Source organism: Nemorincola caseinilytica (assembly GCF_039540515.1).
Taxonomy (GTDB): Bacteria; Bacteroidota; Bacteroidia; order Chitinophagales; family Chitinophagaceae; genus Nemorincola; species Nemorincola caseinilytica.
Genome location: NZ_BAABFA010000004.1, coordinates 291,537 through 311,025 on the forward strand (window position 1 = coordinate 291,537; position 19,489 = coordinate 311,025).

The following is a 19,489-nucleotide window of genomic DNA, read 5'->3' on the forward strand; positions in this document are numbered from 1 at the left end:
CAGCCTTTTTAGGTCATTTTTTAGCCGTAGTTTATTCTACAGTGAATTTACCTGTTACAATGCCATTTGCACCGCTTAGGTGGTACATGTACACGCCCGGGGCAAAGGTGCCTTTGCTTATCGCTATGTCCATAGCGCCGTTCAGGGGTGCATCATAGGCTTTACGGCCCATCATGTCATAGATGGCTATGCTGTGAAATTTTCCTTCGGCTGGTACTGCCAGGTGGCTGGTGCCGGTCACGGGGTTGGGCATTATGGCTACTGCAGGTATGTTCATCTTTACGCTGGCGGCAGATACCGAGCTTTCGCAGTCTACCGATGCGTATACGGGGTTCTTGTATTCCTGTACGCTGTTCTTTGTAAGGCATACTGTATTAGTGCCACAATCGCATGTAGGCTGCATCATGGGCGATCCCAGCAGGCCACCCAGGCTGCTGTTGCCTATACCATCTATCCATGAGCCTATGGGCCATGCATTGGTAGATGAGAACTGCCTGAAGTTGATGCGCTTGTGCGACACACTGCCTATCATTACCGTTTCTATGCTGTGTACCACACCGTTCTTCGTGCCGGTGGCGGGGTCGGTTATGGTATCGCCTACCGCTACATTGAAGTCATATATCAGTTTTTCTGCCGATGCCGATGCACCCATATAGTACACCTTGCCTGCGTCTTCGCGCAGGCCGCCTATGTATTCGCTTTCATCCAGTACCGCATCGTTGGTAGAGCGGTATACTTTGTGATAGGTAACACCGCCTATCACCACATCGCTGCTTTTAAGACCGATGATAGCGTAGGAGGGAGCGGCCTCGCCCTGTCCATGGCGCTCTGTCCATGTGGCGTTGGCCGATGGGAATGCGATCTGTGCCTGTGCGGCCGCTATTCCCGAAAGTAATGCGATAAGAGTAAAGGTTTTTCTCATTGTACAATGTGTTTGGTTTAAAGTGATACCTGTGATGTAGCAATTTCCGTACCAAAATAAAAAAGAACGGCCATAATATGTTCTGCTCATTTAAAAACAGACCACATATGACGATCGGATGAAAGAGACCATATCGCATATGGCAGAACTGTTTTGGTTTTCCGTTGCTTTTGAACCGAAAATTGATTAAGTTTGATACGCTTGCTCTACCCTCGCTATGATGCGCTCGTCGCATATCTGGCTTAACTTTGTAATGACAGACCATTTATGTACAGGATACTGATAGTTGACGATGATAATGATATACGGACCTTGCTTACCCGGTTCCTGTCCAAGAACAATTATGAGACCGATAATGTGCGCAGTGGCGCTACCGCTATAGCGTGGATGCGCGATAACACGCCCGACCTCGTATTGTGCGATTTCAGGCTGGAAGATATGACAGCTACCGAGCTGCTCCCCAGCATAAGGGAGATGCACCCCAATGCCGCCGTGATAGTTATAACCGGCTACAGCGATGTAAAGGACGCCGTAGAAGTGATAAAGCTGGGTGCCCACGACTATGTGACAAAACCGCTCTTCCCCGATGAGATACTGGTGACCATACGGCAGGCGCTGGCCGTGGCCAATAACCATACCGAACCGGTGACAGAGGGCAAGCCCACACGCCAGGCAGCCGCTAAAGGTTTTATAGACAACGCCTTCCTCACAGGCAACAGTGCCCAGTTCGGCACCATTATGAAGCAGGTAGACCTTGTGGCGCCCACCAATTTCAGCGTTATCATATATGGCGAAAGCGGCAGCGGCAAGGAAGTGATAGCCCGGCAGATACACCTCAAAAGCACCCGTGCCGATAAGCCTTTCATAGCCATAGACTGCGGTGCGCTCTCGCGCGAGCTGGCCGGCAGCGAGCTCTTCGGGCACGAGAAGGGGGCCTTTACCGGCGCCATAGCCCGCAAGACAGGCAGCCTGGAACTGGCCGATACCGGCACCATCTTCCTCGATGAGATAGGCAACCTTTCATACGACATACAGGTATCGCTGCTGCGCGTGGTGCAGGAGCGGAAGATAAGGCGCGTAGGCGGTACCAAGGATATAGATATAGATGTACGCATCATAATAGCCAGCAACGAACGCCTGTGGGACCTGGCGCGTGCGGGCAAGTTCAGGGAGGATCTTTATCACCGTTTCAACGAGTTCAGCATAGACGTGCCGCCCCTGCGCGACAGGAAGAAGGACATCATGCTCTTTGCGCATTACTTTCTGCAGCTTACCAATACAGAGCTGTGCAAAGATGTGCAGGGCTTCGAGCCCGAGGTGAAGGATATACTGGAGAACTATGTGTGGTATGGCAACCTCAGGGAGCTGAAGAATGTGATAAAGCGTGCCACACTGCTTTCGGAGGGGTCGCTGATAGGCGTGCGCTCACTGCCGTTCGAGATAGCCAATTATTCGCGCCTGCAGTTCGATCACCAGGCATCGGCAGATAGTACCGTGGCCCAGGAGCGGGCGCTGGGGTCGGGCTCGTTCGCCGGCAAGCTGAAGGCCGCCAATATAGATGCAGAGTATAACGTGATACTGGAAGCCCTTAAAAAGGCAGGGTACAACAAAAGCAAGGCCGCGCGGCTGCTGAATGTGGACCGCAAGACCTTGTACAACAAGATGAAGCAATTCAAGGAGTTCGATCAATAGCGGAAGAAACGAATGGATATCACTAGACACAACACTATCACTTATACCGAAAGAAACATGGAAGGAACCCTTGCGGAACGTATTGCTATGGGAGGTCCCGGTATCACCATGGTCATTGGCGCAGAGGATCACAATATTCTCTTTGCCAATAAGCTGTTCAGCACACACTTGGGTTATGATGTGGCCGAGGCCAGGGGAATGAACTTCTTCGATCTGCTGGACCCTTACGAGTGCGATAGGCTATACCGCCAGCTGGCAGCCATAGGTGGCGACCTTCAGCTCACACAGGACTTTGTGGTATACCGCCTGCGCACAAGCAGCGGAGAAATGAAGCCCTTCTATGTATATGTATCGGGCGCCGATGTATATGGCACCGGTACCCTGAGCGGCTACCAGTTCTTCATGATACCCGACAGGAACGGCTGGAACATGCCATATACCTCTGCCGATACCAAGGCGCTCTTCCTTCGCCACTTCGAGGCAGAGGGATACGGTACCTTCGAATGGATAATGGATGTGGATAAGGTGTTCTGGTCGTCAGGTGTATACCGCATATACGAGGTAGACCCCGATGTGCGCGATATAACGCACAATTTCGTGCGCCGCTTCGTACATCCACAGGACAGGGAGCGGGTGATAGGAGTAACGCGCGATGCAATGGGCGAGTATAAGGATGTGGATATAGAGTTCCGCATCATTACCGCACGCAATACCATAAAGATAATACACAGCCTGGGCCGTATAATAAAGGACAGCGACGGCAAGCCGGTAAAATATATAGGCAGTGTGCGCGATGTGAGTGGCCAGCGAGCCATAGAAGAGCACCTGAAAAGTAAAATGGAAGAGTTGCGCCGGTCGAACAGCGAGCTGGAGGATTTTGCCTATGCCGCCAGCCACGACCTGCAGGAGCCGCTGCGCAAGATCACCACCTTTGGCGACCGCCTGCTGGAGAAATATAAGGATGTGCTTGCCGGCGAAGGCGAAATGTACCTTTCGCGCATGAACGCATCGGCCGAGAATATGCGCCTGCTCATAAACGGCCTGCTCGATTTTTCGCGCATCACACAGACACAGGCCCCCTTTGCACAGGTGAGCCTGAGCCTGGTGATAAAACAGGTAATGACCGACCTGGAGCTGAAGATAGAGGAAACAGGTACAGTAATAGAATTCGGCGTATTGCCTGTGGTAGATGCCGTGGCCACGCATATGAAGCAACTGTTCACCAACCTTATCAGCAATGCCATGAAGTTCCAGAAGCCCGGTGTGCCGCCCGTCATCAGGATAAGCTCGCAGCCACTAGATGAGGATGAGCTGCAGCTACAAGGCCTGCCTGCGCGAAAGAACTACCACAAGGTCACCGTTGTGGACAATGGTATCGGTTTCGAGGCCCAGTATGCCAATCGCATATTCCAGGTGTTCCAGCGGCTGCATGGCAAGTCGGAATATCCCGGGTCGGGCGTGGGGCTGGCCATATGCAAGAAGATAATGGAACACCACAAGGGTGTGATATATGCCGAGAGCAGCAAGGGTACAGGTGCCAGATTCATCATCATCATCCCCGACAGGCAATAGAAGATACTTATGCTATAAAGCCGAGGAGGGCTGTCATTTGCAAATGACAGCCCTCCTTCATTATTTGGTATAGCGTACTATTCTTAGTGCAGGTCCATGGCGCCCAGGTAGCGTTCGGCATCCAGTGCGGCCATACAGCCGGTACCTGCCGCGCTCACTGCCTGGCGGTATATCTTGTCCTGCACATCGCCGCAGGCAAAAACACCCTCCAGGTTGGTGCGGGTGCTGCCGGGCTGTGTTATGAGGTAGCCCTGCTCGTCCATGTCCAGTATACCTTTGAACAGCGATGAGTTGGGCTCATGGCCTATAGCCACAAAGAAGGCCTTCACAGGTATCACCTGCTCTTCGTTGGTCATATTGTTGCGTACGCGCACACTGTCTACTTTATGTTCGCCCATTACCTCTACAGTATCGGTGTTCCAGTATACCTGTATATTCTCGGTCTTCAGTACGCGTGCTTGCATCACCTTGCTGGCGCGCATCTCGTGGCGGCGTACCAGCATGTGTACCTTGCTGCACAGCTTAGACAGGTATAGGGCCTCTTCGCAGGCAGTATCGCCGGCGCCTACTATCATCACTTCCTGTCCTTTGAAGAAGAAACCGTCGCATACCGCGCAGGCCGATACGCCATGTCCGTTCAGCCGCTGTTCCGACTCCAGGCCCAGCCACTTGGCGGATGCGCCTGTGGCTATTATCACGGCATCGGCCTCTATCCATTTCTCCTCGTCTATCTCTACCCTGTACGGGCGTGTCGAAAAGTCTACCTTGGTGGCCATGCCCCAGCGTATATCTGCGCCCATGCGCTGTGCCTGCTGCTCGAAATCTACCATCATTTGCGGGCCCATCACACCATTGGGATAGCCGGGATAGTTCTCTACTTCTGTGGTTATGGTCAGTTGCCCGCCGGGCTGCATGCCCTGGTACAGTACGGGCTTCAGGTTGGCACGCGATGCATATATGGCCGCGGTATAGCCTGCCGGGCCCGAGCCTATGATAAGGCAATGTACTTTTTCTGTCTCGTTCATATCGTTATGGTATAATGCTCCGCATTCACCGAATGTGCGGATGTGGGGGTTAAAGATGCGAAATTTTCAGCAATTCCTGCCTTGAGGCCACTACTAGTGGGGTACCCTGGCCCTTTTGTAATAGGTGCCATAGCCTGCCCATACGCCCAGTGCGCCGTTGGTAAGGTTGGTAGTGGGGTTTATGGGCGATGCGAAGGGGTTGCCTACTGAGCCCTTGGCAAAATCAAGCGTGTTCCAGAAGTTGTAAACGGCCTTGTCCACAGCGCACCACTTGAGCGATACACTGTCGCCCGGGAAGAAATAGATGAGCGAATCGCGGTTCCTGTTGTCGGTGCCATCGTTCTGGTAGCCTGCGGCCAGTCCTATCTTGCTTATCTTTTTACCGTTTATTATCTCATCGCTGAAGTTGGATGAGTAGAAGAAACCCTCATTATTACGATCGGTATAGCAGCGTACATAGTCGCCCAGGGTATCGGGGTCGGTATAGTTCACAAATAGCTGGCGCGCGCTGTCGGGTGTGTTCTCCCCGGCAAATTCCGGTACATCGAACCACATAGAATCCACGCCCTGCGGTACCGGTATCTTGGTACGGGCAGTATAGGTCTTGCCATTATGGTCTATGGTAAGGGTATATATCTTGTTCTCCTGGCCGAACATGGTATCGGCGCCCAGGAAATCTATAGTGTAGAAACTGAACTTATACCCGCTGCTGTCTATGGTATACTCTTTCAGGGTCACCGTTCTGCTACCGTCCGATACTTTTACCACGGCATCGTGCACAAAGGTATTCTGCAGTGTGCCCAGGTCTATCTTAGAGAAGAAACCCATGGTGGTGGTGAGCAGTACGAATGGCGGCTCGTCCGTTTCTATCTGCCCCTGTACCACCAGGCTGGGTGGTACGCTTGCCAGGTTTATGTGTACTTCCTTCTCGCACGATGCCAGCATCAGTACTATAAAGGACATGAGGATAAGGGATAAGGGTCTTTTGTGTGTGCGTAGGTTGCGTTCCATATATCGTTTATCGGTTCGTTCAGTTCAGGTAATTGCCGTCCGGGGTGTACATCACCGGTTGCAGCTTGTGGTGTTTTTCAAAATGTTCGTACCCGTTTTTCAGGTTCCACCAGAATTGTTGTTTGCCCACATTGCCGGCCACTTCTTTTTGCAGGTAGCTCATGCCGCTCTTGTTCATGTGGGTGGGGTAGATGTGCACGGGTATATACTGCTGCCCGTTCAGCCGGGTGTTCAGGCACAGGGTATATATTTCGCGTATGCCCTCGTCTTCCATAGGCAGGCAGCCTACCGTAAGGCAGCCGCCATGTATGTATATATCGCCGCCGGGGTTGCTTTTGCCCTGCAGCAGGTCGCTATAGTTGGGGTAGCTCAGGTGCAGCGACAGGTGGTAGTCGCTGTTCGGGTTGAACTCGTCTATGAAGTAATACCCCTCCGGTACCTGTCTGTCCCCCTGTTTGCGTTTGGGGCCCAGCGCGCCCGATATGGCACATATGCGGTAGGTCTTCACATGCCTGTATTCGTCGGTGGCATTGTCGCGCGCCCATAGTTCCAGCTCGTTCTGCAGTTTGAAGGCCCGCAGGTATATATCGGTAGCGGGCCACTTGAGGCCATGCGTGGTAAAAAGGTCGCGGAGCGGGTCGTTGTATTTTGCCCATGCTTTTACCACCCTGTCGGCCGATAGCTGGCCGGCCTTGAAGTCGGCGCCGGCCTGCGCCCTGCACGAATACGAAGCTATGCACATAGCAGCGCACAACACAGCATTCAACAGGCGTCCGACCATCATAGGGAACCGACTTTTTTAGGAGTGCCGCAAAGGTAAGCCAACTATGTTAAATGTTTTCTTAAAACGAGTGGACCTGTACTCAGTGCATTACATCTACCACCCGGTAGCTGATGCCATTGCCCACCATTACGCGGGCAGTGCCGGTGGGCAGGCGCTGCAGGTAGCTGCCCAGGTCGTTGGTGTCGGGTACGGCATATATGGGCAGCATGTCAGCGGCATCGTAGGCGGGCCATGTCATCAGCACCCAGTCGCCAGGTATGGGTGTGCGCCACGGCAGGTTCTCGGTACCATTGTAGGGGTATGCCACTTCGGGTGTTACCAATATGGGAAGGTGCTGCCCGGTAGCCATTTGCAACGCCTTTTCCGATGCCCTGTAGGTCTCCATGCGCTGCGCATATTTTCCATCTGTAAAACACGCAGCTATGGTAGAATAGATATTGCCTGTGAGCCCGGCCAGCAGCAGGTAGGCCAGTATATCGGGCCACAGTTTTTTCCGGGCCTTTGTGCGCAGCGCCTGCAGCAATGCTATAAGCAGTACCGATAGTGCCGGTACGCCAAAGGCATTGAGCCTGGGCTCGCCCAGCGGTAGCCTGCCTGCCTGGTTCAGGGTCACCACCAGCAGCACTACCAGCAGGGCATAAAGCAGTATGCTGTTCTCTACGGTCACGTCGCGCTTGCGTATGGCCTTTGCTACCCTGAATATGGCCCAACCCAATGCCCCGGTACAGGCCAGCCCGAACAGCCACCAGAACAGCAGCCCCGAACCCGCCTGTGCCAGGAAGTGGAACATCCTTTCTGCAAAGGGCGTACGGCCACCCGGCATCAGGTGCCGCCAGTAGTTCTGCATATCGCCGTCGGCAGACAGGTGAGCGGCATCTACCAAGTAGAACACCGTAATGCTGAACGTACACAGGCAGAGCGGTATCCATTGCATCACTATGGTCCTCATCTTGCCGTTGCCGGTACCATTGTTCCAGGTAGCTATATTGTGCAGCAGTACCACGCCATATACCGGGGCTATAACTATAGCATAGGTATAGCTGAAGAACGGACACAACAACATAGCCATGCAGAACAGTGCATAACCGGCGGCCTTTAGTGGGCGGTCGCCAAGGCGCAGCAGGTAGTGCAACTGCCATAGGGCGGCAGCGCTCAGCAGCAGCTCCATAGAGTATTGTTTTACCTCTACGAAATACTCGGTAAAGGTGCTGCACGATATCAGCATCATCACCATCAGGTAACGGTAGGGCTCCCGGGGCCCGTATATACGCCTTGCGGTATCATATATACACCATATGGCGGCCAGCCCGGCCAGGTAGGGTATAAGCCGCAGCGAGGTATAGCTATATCCACATGCCGATGTGAACAGCTTCAGCAGAAACAGGTACACACGGGGGAACTGCTGCATAAAAGCCAGCTTGCCCCATATGGCCGTGGCCGAAAGGAATTTCAGGTTGTAAATGATACGCCATTCATCTATCCAGAACGGGCGTATCTGTGCTACCACAGATGCCATGCCCCATGCGGCCATTACCAGTAGGGTAATGAGCACGACGGCCCGAAGGGCTTTTTCCGGTCGTCCGTTTTCTGGTAACATTAAATTATTTAGCAAGTATGCGCCGGCAAGAAAGGCGCTACAGGCCCAAGATAATAGAAATATATGATAAGGGCAATAAAAAAGGCCGTCTTTGCAGAACGGCCTTTGAAAGTATCATTGAGGATGGCTGCTATTGCAGGAACCTGTAACCTACTGTGAACTGCAGCGAATGATTGTGCCATTCGGCAGAGGGTAGGGTATTGTTGATGTTCACAAGGCCCCACAGACCACGGGCGCCCACATGCAAGTTCAGCGGAAGGTCTATCTCGATACCTGCGGCCGCTGCCACATCGGCATTGGTGAAATCGTTCTTCACCTCGTTCCTGTCGCCGCGCACGGCCGATACCAGGAACGATATCTCAGGGCCTGCCACAAATTTCAGCCTGTCCAGTACGGGTATCTGGCGGAATGGCCTGCAGGTGAGCAGTATGGGGAAGTCCACATTCCACGTCCTGAGGTGCAGGTAGGCCGCATGTTTTACATAATAGCGGCATGTTTTACCTATACCTTCCAGCTGCACACCGAATACGCCCCTCTCCATATTGAAGTAGATACCTGCCATTGCGCCCGGCTTTATCCAGTTGTCGAAAAGTTTGCGGCTATCCTGCATGTACTGCATATTGGCCCCTACTTTTATACCCATACCAAAGTTCGGCTCTTTGGGAGCATGCCTCCTGTGGCGGTCTCTTTTCCTGCTATCGGGCTTCAGTTTTCCAGAACTGCTGCTTTGCGCATAGCTGCTATTGGCCACTGCAAGTACAGCAAAACATATAGCAAGCGTCAATATTCGTTTCATAGGCAGTATCTTTATGCAAATATAAGTGTGAGTATGGTTCGATGGTGTTTTCGGCATTACATTATATTATAGGACAGAGACAGTTGCAATGCCACCGAAGACCATGTGCGTGGTACCAGGTAATAGGTGCTGTTGTTCACATCTGTCACGCCTATTACGGCGCGTGCACCTGCTTTCAGCTTTTTGCGGCGTGTAAGGGCATATTCTGCACCGGCTACCACGGCAAAGTCTGTTTTGGTCAGCATTTCGCTATTGCCATATACCTTGGTATAGGCATCGTTCTTGTCGGTAAGCGACAGCAGGTAGCCGAATTGTGGTCCGCCCAGCAGTTGCAGGTTCTCGTTCAGCTGGTATTCCAGCAGCAGGGGCACGTTCAGGTATATGGCCTGCAGCGATGCTTTGGTTTCCGTATCTATACCGGGTGTAGGTATCACATAGGCCGATGCCGGATATTTGGTAGTATGAGTGACCATAGTGCCCAGGGCTTCCAGCCGTACGCCGAAACGGCCTATGTTCTTCCATACATATATACCTGCCAGTGGCCCGGGGCTGGTGCGTATAGGCGCCGATGACAGGTGCATGAAACTACCTCCTACCTTCACGCCCATGTTCACTATAGGCTCCCTGAAGCCCATTACCTGCCCGTTCGCTACGCCCTGCAGCAGCAGTAGCGATACGAATGCGGCAAAAAAATATTTCTTCATATCCAGCATTTATTGATCCGGGGTGGCAAAGGTAAACGATATATAGCCTTTGCCGGTCTTGTTTAAAGAATGTTCTCTGTTATTATTGTATGAGGAGATCGTATCGCGTATCAATCCACGAACCTGTAACCTACATAGAATTGTGCCCCGGTAGTGGTCCATGTTCCCGGCCTGCTTGTATCATTGATATCTGTGATGCCTTTTATGAACCTTGCACCTGCTATGAGGCGCAGCGGCAGTATACCTTCTGCGCCTATTACAAAAGATGCCTCCTGCGAGGAGAAGAACCTGCTCACATCTTTGCCCGACCTATCCTGTACCCGGGGGAACAGGGAGCCCTGGCCACCTACCAGTATCGCCAGTTCTTTAATGGGGCGAAATTCGAACAGAACGGGTATGTCCAGGTTCACGATGTTCACTTCGGTGCCATAGGTATCGTGGCTGTACTTTATAGAGCGGCCGTTGGCTTCCACCCTGCCGCCGAACATATTGCGGTGTACACTGAAGCAGAGACCTGCAAGCGGCCCGGTATTATATGTCTTGTTCCACAGTGTATTGCCCGACAGGTACTGTGCCTGCAGCCCTACCTTCACACTCATTGTGACCTTGGGAAGTATATCGTTCGTATTATAGGTACGAAGTTCCCTGCCCTCGGCGCGCCAATGCCCGCAAAGAGCCACCATACAGGTCACAAATGATATGATCCGCTTCATATTGGGGTGTTTTTGCAAATATAATCGTAAAGCAGGGCATAGCAAAAGAACGCTATTCACCTGCTGTTAATATCTATGCTGCCGGCTCAGGTGCCTTGTCTACCTGCTGTAGTTAGGCGCTTCCTTGGTTATCACTATATCGTGCGGGTGGCTTTCTGCCATGCTGGCAGGGGTGATGCGCACGAACTGCGATGCGTTTTGCAGCGTAGCTATATCCTTTGCCCCACAGTAGCCCATACCTGCACGCAGGCCACCTACGAACTGCTGCACTACTTCATTAAGCTGACCCTTGTAGGGTACACGGCCTACTATACCTTCCGGAACCAGTTTCTTTATATCGGCCTCCATATCCTGGAAGTAACGGTCCTTAGAGCCCTCCTGCATGGCCTCTACAGAGCCCATACCGCGGTACGATTTGAATTTGCGGCCCTCATATATGATGGTCTCGCCGGGGCTTTCCTCGGTACCTGCGAATATAGAGCCTGCCATGATGCACGATGCGCCTGCGGCTATGGCCTTCACCATATCGCCGGTATAGCGTATACCGCCATCGGCTATCACGGGTATGCCTGTCTTTTTCAGGGCTTCGGCAGCTTCCATAATGGCCGTAAGCTGGGGGGCGCCTGCGCCTGTCACTACACGCGTAGTGCATATCGAACCCGGGCCTACGCCTATCTTCACGGCATCGGCGCCTGCGGCGGCAAGCGCCTTGGCGCCTGCCGCCGTGGCCACATTGCCCGCTATCACCGGCAGTGTCTTGAAGTTCTTCTTCACGTTCTTCACGGCATCTATTACCCCTTTAGAGTGGCCGTGAGCGCTATCCAGGGTTATGATGTCCACACCGGCCTGGCGCAGTGCATCCACACGGTCCAGTATATCGGCGGTAATGCCTATGGCCGCGCCCGCCAGCAGGCGGCCCATAGAGTCTTTGCTGGCATTGGGGTAGCTCTTCAGTTGTATGGTGTCGCGGAAGGTGATGAGCCCTATCAGCTTGCCTTTTTTATCTACTATAGGCAGTTTCTCTATTTTGTGCTGCTCCAGTATGCGCTCGGCCTTTTGCATGTCTGTGCCTATGGGAGCGGTCACCAGGCGTTCTTTGGTCATCACCTCGTTTACCTTCTTCTTGTTGTTCTTCTCAAAACGCAGGTCGCGGTTGGTGAGCATGCCTACCAGCAGGTAGTTGTCGTCTACTATAGGTATACCGCCTATGCGGTTCTCTCTCATTATTTTCAGGGCGTCGCCTACAGTGGCGTCGGGTTTCAGGGTTATGGGGTCCATTATCAGGCCGTTCTCAGAGCGCTTTACTTTGCGCACCTGCTCTGCCTGGCGTTCTATGCTCATGTTCTTGTGCAGAATGCCTATACCGCCCTCGCGCGATAGCGCTATGGCCAGCGGGGCCTCTGTTACGGTGTCCATAGCTGCCGATACCATGGGTATGTTCAGCTTTATGTCTTTTGTGATGTTGGTGACTATGCTTACTTCTCTTGGGAGGACCTCTGAGTAAGCCGGCATAAGAAGGACGTCATCGAACGTGAGGCCTTCGCCGTAGAACTTGGATCTTGTTGCCATGTGCAAAGATAACTGCATTTATGAAATACACAAAACCATGAGGCGAAATGCTTATCGTTTTTGTAAATGATACCATAGAGAAGCTTGTGCAGTACACCCATCAAATGCTATGGCCCCAACGGGGTGATAATTTGCCTGCACATCTCTTACTATCAACATATTGTTTATCTTAGCCACTTCGTGTCAAACAGCACAACATGGGTATATTCACAAAAAAACCGATCGGGCAACTGATCAACGATTCTTCTGATGGTGAGAAAAGCCTGAAGCGCACCCTGGGCGCAGGCAATCTTGTGGCATTGGGCATAGGCGCCATCATAGGCGCCGGTCTCTTTGTGCGCACGGCCGCTGCCGCTGCCAACAATGCGGGTCCCTCCGTTACCATCGGGTTCATCGTTGCGGCCATAGGCTGCGCCTTTGCCGGTCTGTGTTATGCCGAGTTCGCCTCTATGATACCTATAGCAGGTAGCGCCTATACCTATTCGTATGCCACTATGGGCGAGCTCATAGCCTGGATAATAGGGTGGGACCTGGTGCTGGAATACGCAGTTGGCGCCGCCACAGTGGGCATAGCCTGGAGCGAGTACCTGAACAAATTATTAGAGATATTCGGCTGGCATATACCGTACGAATGGTCCCATTCGCCGTTCGAGGTCTGCGATGGCAGCGGGGCCTTTGCCACCCAGGCAGGCGTGCATGGCATCATGAATGTGCCTGCGCTCTTCATCATCCTCATGCTCACCATGCTGCTTATAAAGGGCACCAAAGAGTCGGCCTTTGTGAATGGCCTTATAGTTATATCAAAGGTGGCCATAGTGGTGCTTTTCATAGTGCTGGGCTGGGGCTATATGAACCCCGAGAACCATGCCAAATACATTCCGGAAGTTACTAAGTATGTAGATACACAGGGCGTATCGCACAACTATGGTGGCATATGGGGCATACTGGGCGCTGCCGGGGTAGTGTTCTTTGCCTTCATAGGATTCGATGCCGTATCTACCGCCGCGCAGGAGGCCAAGAACCCCAAGAAAGATATGCCTATAGGCATATTGGGTTCGCTGGTGGTATGTACCATATTGTATATACTATTTGCCCATGTGCTCACAGGCGTAGCCAATGTGAACGATTTCCGTACACAGGGCAAAGAGGCGTCGGTGGTCTATGCCATCAAGACCTATATGGCAGGCTATGGCTGGCTGGCCAACCTGGTGACGGTGGCCATCCTCTTCGGGTTCTCATCGGTGATACTGGTGATGCTCATGGGACAGTCGCGTGTGTTCTACTCTATGAGCCGCGATGGCCTGGTGCCCAAGATATTCTCCGACCTTCACCCAAAATTCCATACCCCTTACAAATCCAACTGGATATTCTTTGTGCTGGTGGGCGCCTTTGCGGCCTTTGTGCCCGGCGACATAGTGGGCGATATGACCAGCATAGGCACCCTTTTTGCCTTCATACTGGTATGCGCCGGTGTATGGATACTGCGCCGTACCGACCCCGATCTGCCCCGCCAGTTCAAGGTGCCTATGGTGCCGGTGGTATCTATACTGGGCATAGCGGTATGTACCGCTATGATACTGGGCCTCGGCTGGACCAACTGGGCGCGCCTGGGCGGCTGGCTGGTGCTGGGCCTCCTCATCTATTTCGGCTACAGCAAGAAGAACAGCAAGCTGAAGTAAAGAGATATTTCCCACTTTGCAGGATGCCCTGATATTTCCATCCTATGCATGTTTTACTTTGCATGAAAGAAAAATAACTATTCAATAACGAGTGCTTTATTCTTTCATCTTTGCATAGGGTTTTATATCTTTACTTATACATATGCGAACATACGCATCACTGTAGCCTTTTTTGTACCCATATCTGATGAATTTGCTTGAAGGACAGAAAATATTAGTTGCTGAAGACAACCCCCTCAATCAGAAAATAGCAGTTTTTCTGCTTACCAAGCACGGCGCAGATATTACTACAGTGGCCAATGGCGCCGAGGCGATACGCCTGGTAGAGGCCACCCGTTTCGACCTGGTGCTTATGGATATACAGATGCCTGAGATGGATGGGTATGAAGCTACGCAGTATATTCGCCATACACTGAAAAGTAATGTTCCTATACTGGCCCTTTCGGCCAGCAATTACGAGGACGAGATAGCTAAATGCCTGAGCATAGGCATGAATGGTTGTATCTCTAAGCCGATAGATGCAGATAAATTGTTCGATGCTATCCGGAGAATAACGAAGGAATTTAATATCACAGCCTGAAACTACCCCATTTATGAGTGCACCCATTCTGGATCTTGATTACTTGAATGAGATCTCCGGCGGCGACCCCAAATATGTCTATGAAGTGCTTACGCTTTTTGTAGAGACCTTCCCGGCAGGGCTTACCAACCTGGAGACACTCATACGCGAAACGGACGACTACGACGCCATTCACAAACAGGCCCATACCCTCAAATCGAGTGCAGGCATAGTGCGTATCAGGGGCATGTTCGACGACCTCTCGCGTATAGATATGCTGGCGCGCAACAAGAGCAATAAAGAAGAGATAGTGGCCCGGCTCGATAATATCCTTTTCAACTTCAACAAGGCCATACCCTTCATACAGGCCGAAAGAGTGAAGTGCAGGGCCGCTGATCCCGGAATATAGGTTTCACTGCATATGCCATTTGTCACAGACATAGCCCGCCTGCGGCTTGCCGCACAGCAACTGGCAGGTACTGCCATTACCACGCCCGGCAATATGGTGCGCCACTTTGGCGCCATACAGGCGCAGGATGCCGCCATGTGCAAATGGGCCATAGGCGCACGCCTGCCCCTTACCGAGCAAGAGGTGCAGGCCGCCATAGACAATGCCGAAGTGATACGCACCCATGTGCTGCGCCCCACATGGCACCTTATAGCTCCCGAAGACACACGGTGGATGCTGGCACTTTCGGCGCCGCGCATCAGGGGGCAGTATATGGGCATGGCGCGTACGCTGGGCCTCGATGATGCCTTTATAAAAAAGTACAATAAAAAAATAGAGCGGCTGCTGCGCGATCATAACTACCAGACGCGTGAGGAGATAATGGCCCACCTGCAGTTGCCCGGTAGCATACCCAATGATATACGCCCATCGCTGGTGATGATAGATGCCGAGCTATCGGGCATAGTATGTAATGGCCCCATGCGGGGCAAACAATTCACCTATGCGCTCATAGAAGAGCGTATAGCGCCCGTGAATACCATAACAAAGCAGGAGGCCTTGGCAGCACTTGCCGAAAGATATTTCATAAGCCATGGCCCTGCCACCCTTGCCGACCTGGCCTGGTGGGGCGGCCTTTCGCTTACAGATGCGCGTAATGGGCTGGCGGCTGTAAAAGACAGACTTACATCCTTCATGGCCGATGGGGTAGAGTATTTCCTGGATGAACGCAGCATGGCGCATCGGCACCCCGATGGCGATGCCGTTCACTTCCTTCCTGCCTTCGATGAGTTCCTTATAAGCTATAAGGACCGTACTGCATCTATACCACTGCCGCTGCAGGCGCAGGCATTCACACGCAATGGCATTTTCAAGCCTATCATCACTGTCAATGGTACGGTAGTAGGCATATGGAAGCGTACCATCAAAAAAGATACACTGCATATAGAACCGCAGTTCTTTGGCAAGATGGGCAAGGCACAGCAGCGGGCCATACTGGCGCAGGCCGAAGGTTATGCCGCCTTTATGGGTATGAAAGTGTCCCTGCCTAAAATATGACGTGCGTTCCCGCCATGCCACTAAATATCCGGACGGAATATTTACCTTAGTGACCTATCTTCGCCAGCAAGAACTCACCAGCATGCCTTCAAAGTCAGAAATAAAACACATAGCTGTTGCCGGCAACATCGGTTCCGGCAAGACCACTCTTGCAACTATGCTGGCAAAGCACTACAAGTGGCAGCCGCATTTCGAGGATGTGGAGCACAATCCATACCTGGTAGACTTTTACGAGGACATGCACCGCTGGTCGTTCAACCTGCAGATATATTTCCTTAACAATCGTATCAAGCATCTCATAGACATTCACAATGGCAAGGACAGCGTAGTGCAGGACCGTACCGTATATGAGGATGCTTACATCTTTGCGCCCAACCTTTTCGATATGGGCCTGATGACCAAGCGCGATTTTGAGAACTACAGCTCTTTCTTCCAGAACCTGAAGGCGCTCATCAAGCCACCGGACCTGCTCATATACCTCAAGGCCTCGGTGCCTACACTTGTAGACCAGATACAGAAGCGCGGCCGTGGCTATGAAGAGAACATTCGCCTGGACTACCTGAAAAGGCTGAACGGTTTCTATAACAAATGGATAGAGGGCTACAAAGACGGCCCCCTGCTGGTGATAGATGTGGACAACTGCAACTTTGCCGAAAAAGAGGACGACCTGGCCGATGTTGTGCGCCGCGTAGATGCACAGCTCTATGGCCTGTTCAGCAAAAAATAAAAAATATTGACCGCGGGCTGTAACATTTTAGCGCCCTGCGGCATATATATGATACAGGCCAGCCCGGCCTTGTTATGAAAAAGATATGCCTATGCGGGTGCTCTCCTTTATTGCATTACTGTTATGTTGCGCCATCACTACCCTTGCAGGTGTTATAAAAGGTAAGGTCACCGATACCAAGGGCGAGGCACTGCCATATGCCACCGTATATATAGATGGCACCACTATAGGCACCACCACCAATGGAGCTGGGTATTACGAGCTGGCCGTACAGCCAGGCACATACAAGATAGCCTGCCAGTATGTGGGCTACAGGCAAAGCTCTTTCACCGTCACTGTTAGCGGCAGCGAGGCCCATGTACACGATATGAAGCTGGCCGAAGAGGCGCTGGAGATGAAAGAGGTAGTGATAAAGGCCACCGACGAGGACCCCGCCTACCGCATCATACGCAATACCATAGCGCGCCGCAAGTTCCACCTGGACCAGGTGCGCTCCTTCCAGGCATCTATATACTTCAAAGGAGTGATGCGCTCCCGCCGGTTGCCCGATAAGTTCATGGGGCAGACCATCAAGTCGGCAGACCTGGGTGTAGATACCGCGGGCAAGGGCGTGCTCTACCTTACCGAGGAAGAGGCCGATTATTATTCGGAAGGTGAGAAGGAAAAGACCATCATACATGCTGTGCATGAGAGCGGCAACAAGAGTGGACTGGGATTTTCCCAGTTTCCGCCTGTCATCACTTTTTACGAGAACAATGTGAGCATGCTGGGCAGGGGAACGCGCGGTTTCATATCGCCCATCAGCGACAATGCGCTGCTCTATTACAAGTACAAGTTGCTGGGCACCTTCGAGGAGCATGGGCGCACCATATACAAGATACAGGTATCGCAGCGCCGTGCATACGAGCCCTGCTTCAGCGGCACCATATACATCACCGATGAGGAGTGGGGCATACACAGTCTGGACATGCTGCTGGAGAAACGATCGGGGATGGATATGATAGACACACTGGCCATTCAGCAGGTGTTCGTACCCATGCAAAAGGATAGCTGGGTGATAAAAAGCCAGGTGCTCTACTTCACGGTCAAGTTCATGATGTTCGATGTCACAGGTAGTGGCGTGGCAGTATACAACCGGCAAAAAGTGAACGAGCCCATACCCGATAGCATATTCGGCGGCAAGATAACCAGCCAGTACGACAAGACGGCCAACAAGAAGGACAGCACCCATTGGGATGCCCGCCCCGTTCCGCTGGAAAAGGACGAGCAGCGCGATTTTGTGGTGAAGGACAGCATCAATACCATTGTCAATAGCCCTGCTTACCGCGACTCTGTAAGGCGCAAGGGCAACAAGTTCAAACCGGTAGCACACCTGCTGAGCGAGCCATCTTACAGCAGCAAGGAGTACAGGAACACCTATACTTTCAATTCGGTACTGCTGGGCTTGGCAGAGACCAGTATGCTGAACTTCAATACCGTAGAGGGCTTCAACCTGGCGCCCAAAATGATGGTGCGGCATAGGGTGGATAGCAGCAGCAGCCTGAACATGGAGGTGGCATTGCGATATGGGTTCAGCAATGAGCGCTTCAACGGTATAGGCAGGGTATACTACTACAAGCGCGACCGCACTTGGCTGAACCGGGCATGGATATATGGTGCAGATGCTGGTAGGTACGTTTTCCAGTACAACCCGGATAACCCCGTCATTCCCATGCTGAACACATGGCGCGCACTGGGCGCCCGCGAGAACGACCTGAAAATATATGAGCGTACCGAGGCTACGGCCTATGTGCGCCGCAACTATGGCAATGGCCTGCAGTGGATGCTGCGGGCATCGTGGCAGCAGCGCACACCGCTGGAAAATACCACATCGTATAGCCTGGCCAAGAGCGACAAGGGAGGGTATACACCCAATACGCCCGCATCTCTGCTGGCTGTGGCCACTGCATGGGAGCAGCACGATGCGGCCATTGTAAAGGCCACCATCTCTTACAAGCCCGGTTTCACCTACACCCAGTATCCCGACCACAAGGTAGCCAACGGCAGCTCGTGGCCCAGGTTCACGCTGCAATACACCAAGGGTATAGCGGGTATACTGAACAGCAAGACCGACTACGATAAATGGCGCTTCAGCATTCGCGACGATCTGAACCTGCGCCTGTTCGGTTCGTTCAGCTACCATTTCGCCATAGGTGGTTTCCTCAATACCCGCTACGTTTCCTTCCCCGACCTCATGCATATACAGGGCATGCGTGGTACGGGCTATGCTGCGCCCTACCTGCAGAGCTTCCAGTTCGCACCCTATTATGCGTTCAGCAATACGGCGCCGCTCTATGGCGAGGGCCATGTGGAGTACCACCTGAACGGCCTGCTGAGCAACAAGATACCCCTGCTGCGCCAGGCGCGGTACTACCTGCTAGTGGGCGGCAATGCGCTCTACATCAACAATAGCAGCTATTATACCGAGGCCTTCGTAGGTATAGACAATATAGGCTGGAAGCTGATGCGTCTTATGCGTGTGGACTTCGTGCAGTCGTGGGACAGCAATATGGGCCGCAACTCGGGCATACGCGTGGGGCTCACCATGCGTGGTGTATCGGTAGTGCGCAATAACCCTACCGACGGAGAGTGGTAG

General features: G+C 52.6%; 17 protein-coding genes. 8 read left to right on the plus strand and 9 right to left on the minus strand.

The window, feature by feature from the left end; translation table 11 throughout:
* Window positions 1–31: 31 nt before the first annotated feature.
* Window positions 32–922, minus strand: a complete 891-nt coding sequence (locus ABD843_RS02010) for a T9SS type A sorting domain-containing protein (protein WP_345077728.1) — start codon at window positions 920–922, stop codon at window positions 32–34.
* A 267-nt stretch (window positions 923–1,189) separates the two neighbouring features.
* On the opposite strand from ABD843_RS02010, the gene ABD843_RS02015 reads away from it, so the two are divergent.
* Together ABD843_RS02015 and ABD843_RS02020 are read left to right on the plus strand one after the other, a co-directional pair.
* Entirely contained in the window at window positions 1,190–2,614 is a 1,425-nt protein-coding gene (locus tag ABD843_RS02015; RefSeq protein WP_345077731.1) for a sigma-54-dependent transcriptional regulator, read from the plus strand.
* A gap of 57 nt (window positions 2,615–2,671) precedes the next feature.
* On the plus strand, window positions 2,672–4,186 hold the full coding sequence (locus tag ABD843_RS02020) for a PAS domain-containing sensor histidine kinase (protein ID WP_345077734.1): 1,515 nt from the start codon (window positions 2,672–2,674) through the stop codon (window positions 4,184–4,186).
* A gap of 83 nt (window positions 4,187–4,269) precedes the next feature.
* Here the strand turns inward: ABD843_RS02020 and trxB are convergent, their stop codons facing one another.
* From trxB to guaB, 8 genes are all read right to left on the minus strand, one after another.
* Window positions 4,270–5,211, minus strand: a complete 942-nt coding sequence (trxB, locus tag ABD843_RS02025; RefSeq protein WP_345077736.1) for a thioredoxin-disulfide reductase — start codon at window positions 5,209–5,211, stop codon at window positions 4,270–4,272.
* A gap of 93 nt (window positions 5,212–5,304) precedes the next feature.
* Entirely contained in the window at window positions 5,305–6,222 is a 918-nt protein-coding gene (locus tag ABD843_RS02030; protein ID WP_345077739.1) for a DUF4249 family protein, read from the minus strand.
* A 19-nt stretch (window positions 6,223–6,241) separates the two neighbouring features.
* Window positions 6,242–7,006: a L,D-transpeptidase family protein gene (locus tag ABD843_RS02035; protein WP_345077743.1), complete on the minus strand. Its 765-nt coding sequence runs from the start codon at window positions 7,004–7,006 to the stop codon at window positions 6,242–6,244.
* 79 nt (window positions 7,007–7,085) lie between these two features.
* On the minus strand, window positions 7,086–8,558 hold the full coding sequence (locus tag ABD843_RS02040) for a glycosyltransferase family 39 protein (RefSeq protein WP_345077745.1): 1,473 nt from the start codon (window positions 8,556–8,558) through the stop codon (window positions 7,086–7,088).
* 175 nt (window positions 8,559–8,733) lie between these two features.
* Entirely contained in the window at window positions 8,734–9,399 is a 666-nt protein-coding gene (locus tag ABD843_RS02045; protein ID WP_345077748.1) for an outer membrane beta-barrel protein, read from the minus strand.
* A 56-nt stretch (window positions 9,400–9,455) separates the two neighbouring features.
* On the minus strand, window positions 9,456–10,103 hold the full coding sequence (locus ABD843_RS02050; RefSeq protein WP_345077751.1) for an outer membrane beta-barrel protein: 648 nt from the start codon (window positions 10,101–10,103) through the stop codon (window positions 9,456–9,458).
* A 110-nt stretch (window positions 10,104–10,213) separates the two neighbouring features.
* Window positions 10,214–10,816 carry a hypothetical protein gene (locus ABD843_RS02055; RefSeq protein WP_345077754.1) on the minus strand — a complete coding sequence of 201 codons (603 nt, stop codon included), beginning with the start codon at window positions 10,814–10,816 and terminating at the stop codon, window positions 10,214–10,216.
* 99 nt (window positions 10,817–10,915) lie between these two features.
* Window positions 10,916–12,385 carry an IMP dehydrogenase gene (gene guaB / locus ABD843_RS02060; protein WP_345077756.1) on the minus strand — a complete coding sequence of 490 codons (1,470 nt, stop codon included), beginning with the start codon at window positions 12,383–12,385 and terminating at the stop codon, window positions 10,916–10,918.
* A gap of 197 nt (window positions 12,386–12,582) precedes the next feature.
* Here guaB and ABD843_RS02065 point away from each other — a divergent pair, with 197 nt between their 5' ends.
* The 6 genes from ABD843_RS02065 (at window position 12,583) to ABD843_RS02090 (ending at window position 19,489) form a co-directional block, all read left to right on the plus strand.
* Entirely contained in the window at window positions 12,583–14,064 is a 1,482-nt protein-coding gene (locus ABD843_RS02065; protein ID WP_345077759.1) for an amino acid permease, read from the plus strand.
* 187 nt (window positions 14,065–14,251) lie between these two features.
* Window positions 14,252–14,644, plus strand: a complete 393-nt coding sequence (locus ABD843_RS02070) for a response regulator (protein WP_345077762.1) — start codon at window positions 14,252–14,254, stop codon at window positions 14,642–14,644.
* Between the two features lie 13 nt (window positions 14,645–14,657).
* On the plus strand, window positions 14,658–15,032 hold the full coding sequence (locus ABD843_RS02075; protein WP_345077765.1) for an Hpt domain-containing protein: 375 nt from the start codon (window positions 14,658–14,660) through the stop codon (window positions 15,030–15,032).
* A 12-nt stretch (window positions 15,033–15,044) separates the two neighbouring features.
* A complete protein-coding gene (locus ABD843_RS02080; protein ID WP_345077768.1) occupies window positions 15,045–16,127 on the plus strand; it encodes a winged helix DNA-binding domain-containing protein in 1,083 nt (360 codons plus the stop codon).
* Window positions 16,128–16,209: 82 nt separating this feature from the next.
* The gene (locus tag ABD843_RS02085) at window positions 16,210–16,854 is read left to right on the plus strand and encodes a deoxynucleoside kinase (protein ID WP_345077770.1); all 645 of its coding nucleotides are present in this window, start codon (window positions 16,210–16,212) and stop codon (window positions 16,852–16,854) included.
* Window positions 16,855–16,945: 91 nt separating this feature from the next.
* Window positions 16,946–19,489, plus strand: coding sequence for a DUF5686 and carboxypeptidase regulatory-like domain-containing protein (locus ABD843_RS02090; protein ID WP_345077773.1), 2,544 nt, complete (start codon window positions 16,946–16,948; stop codon window positions 19,487–19,489).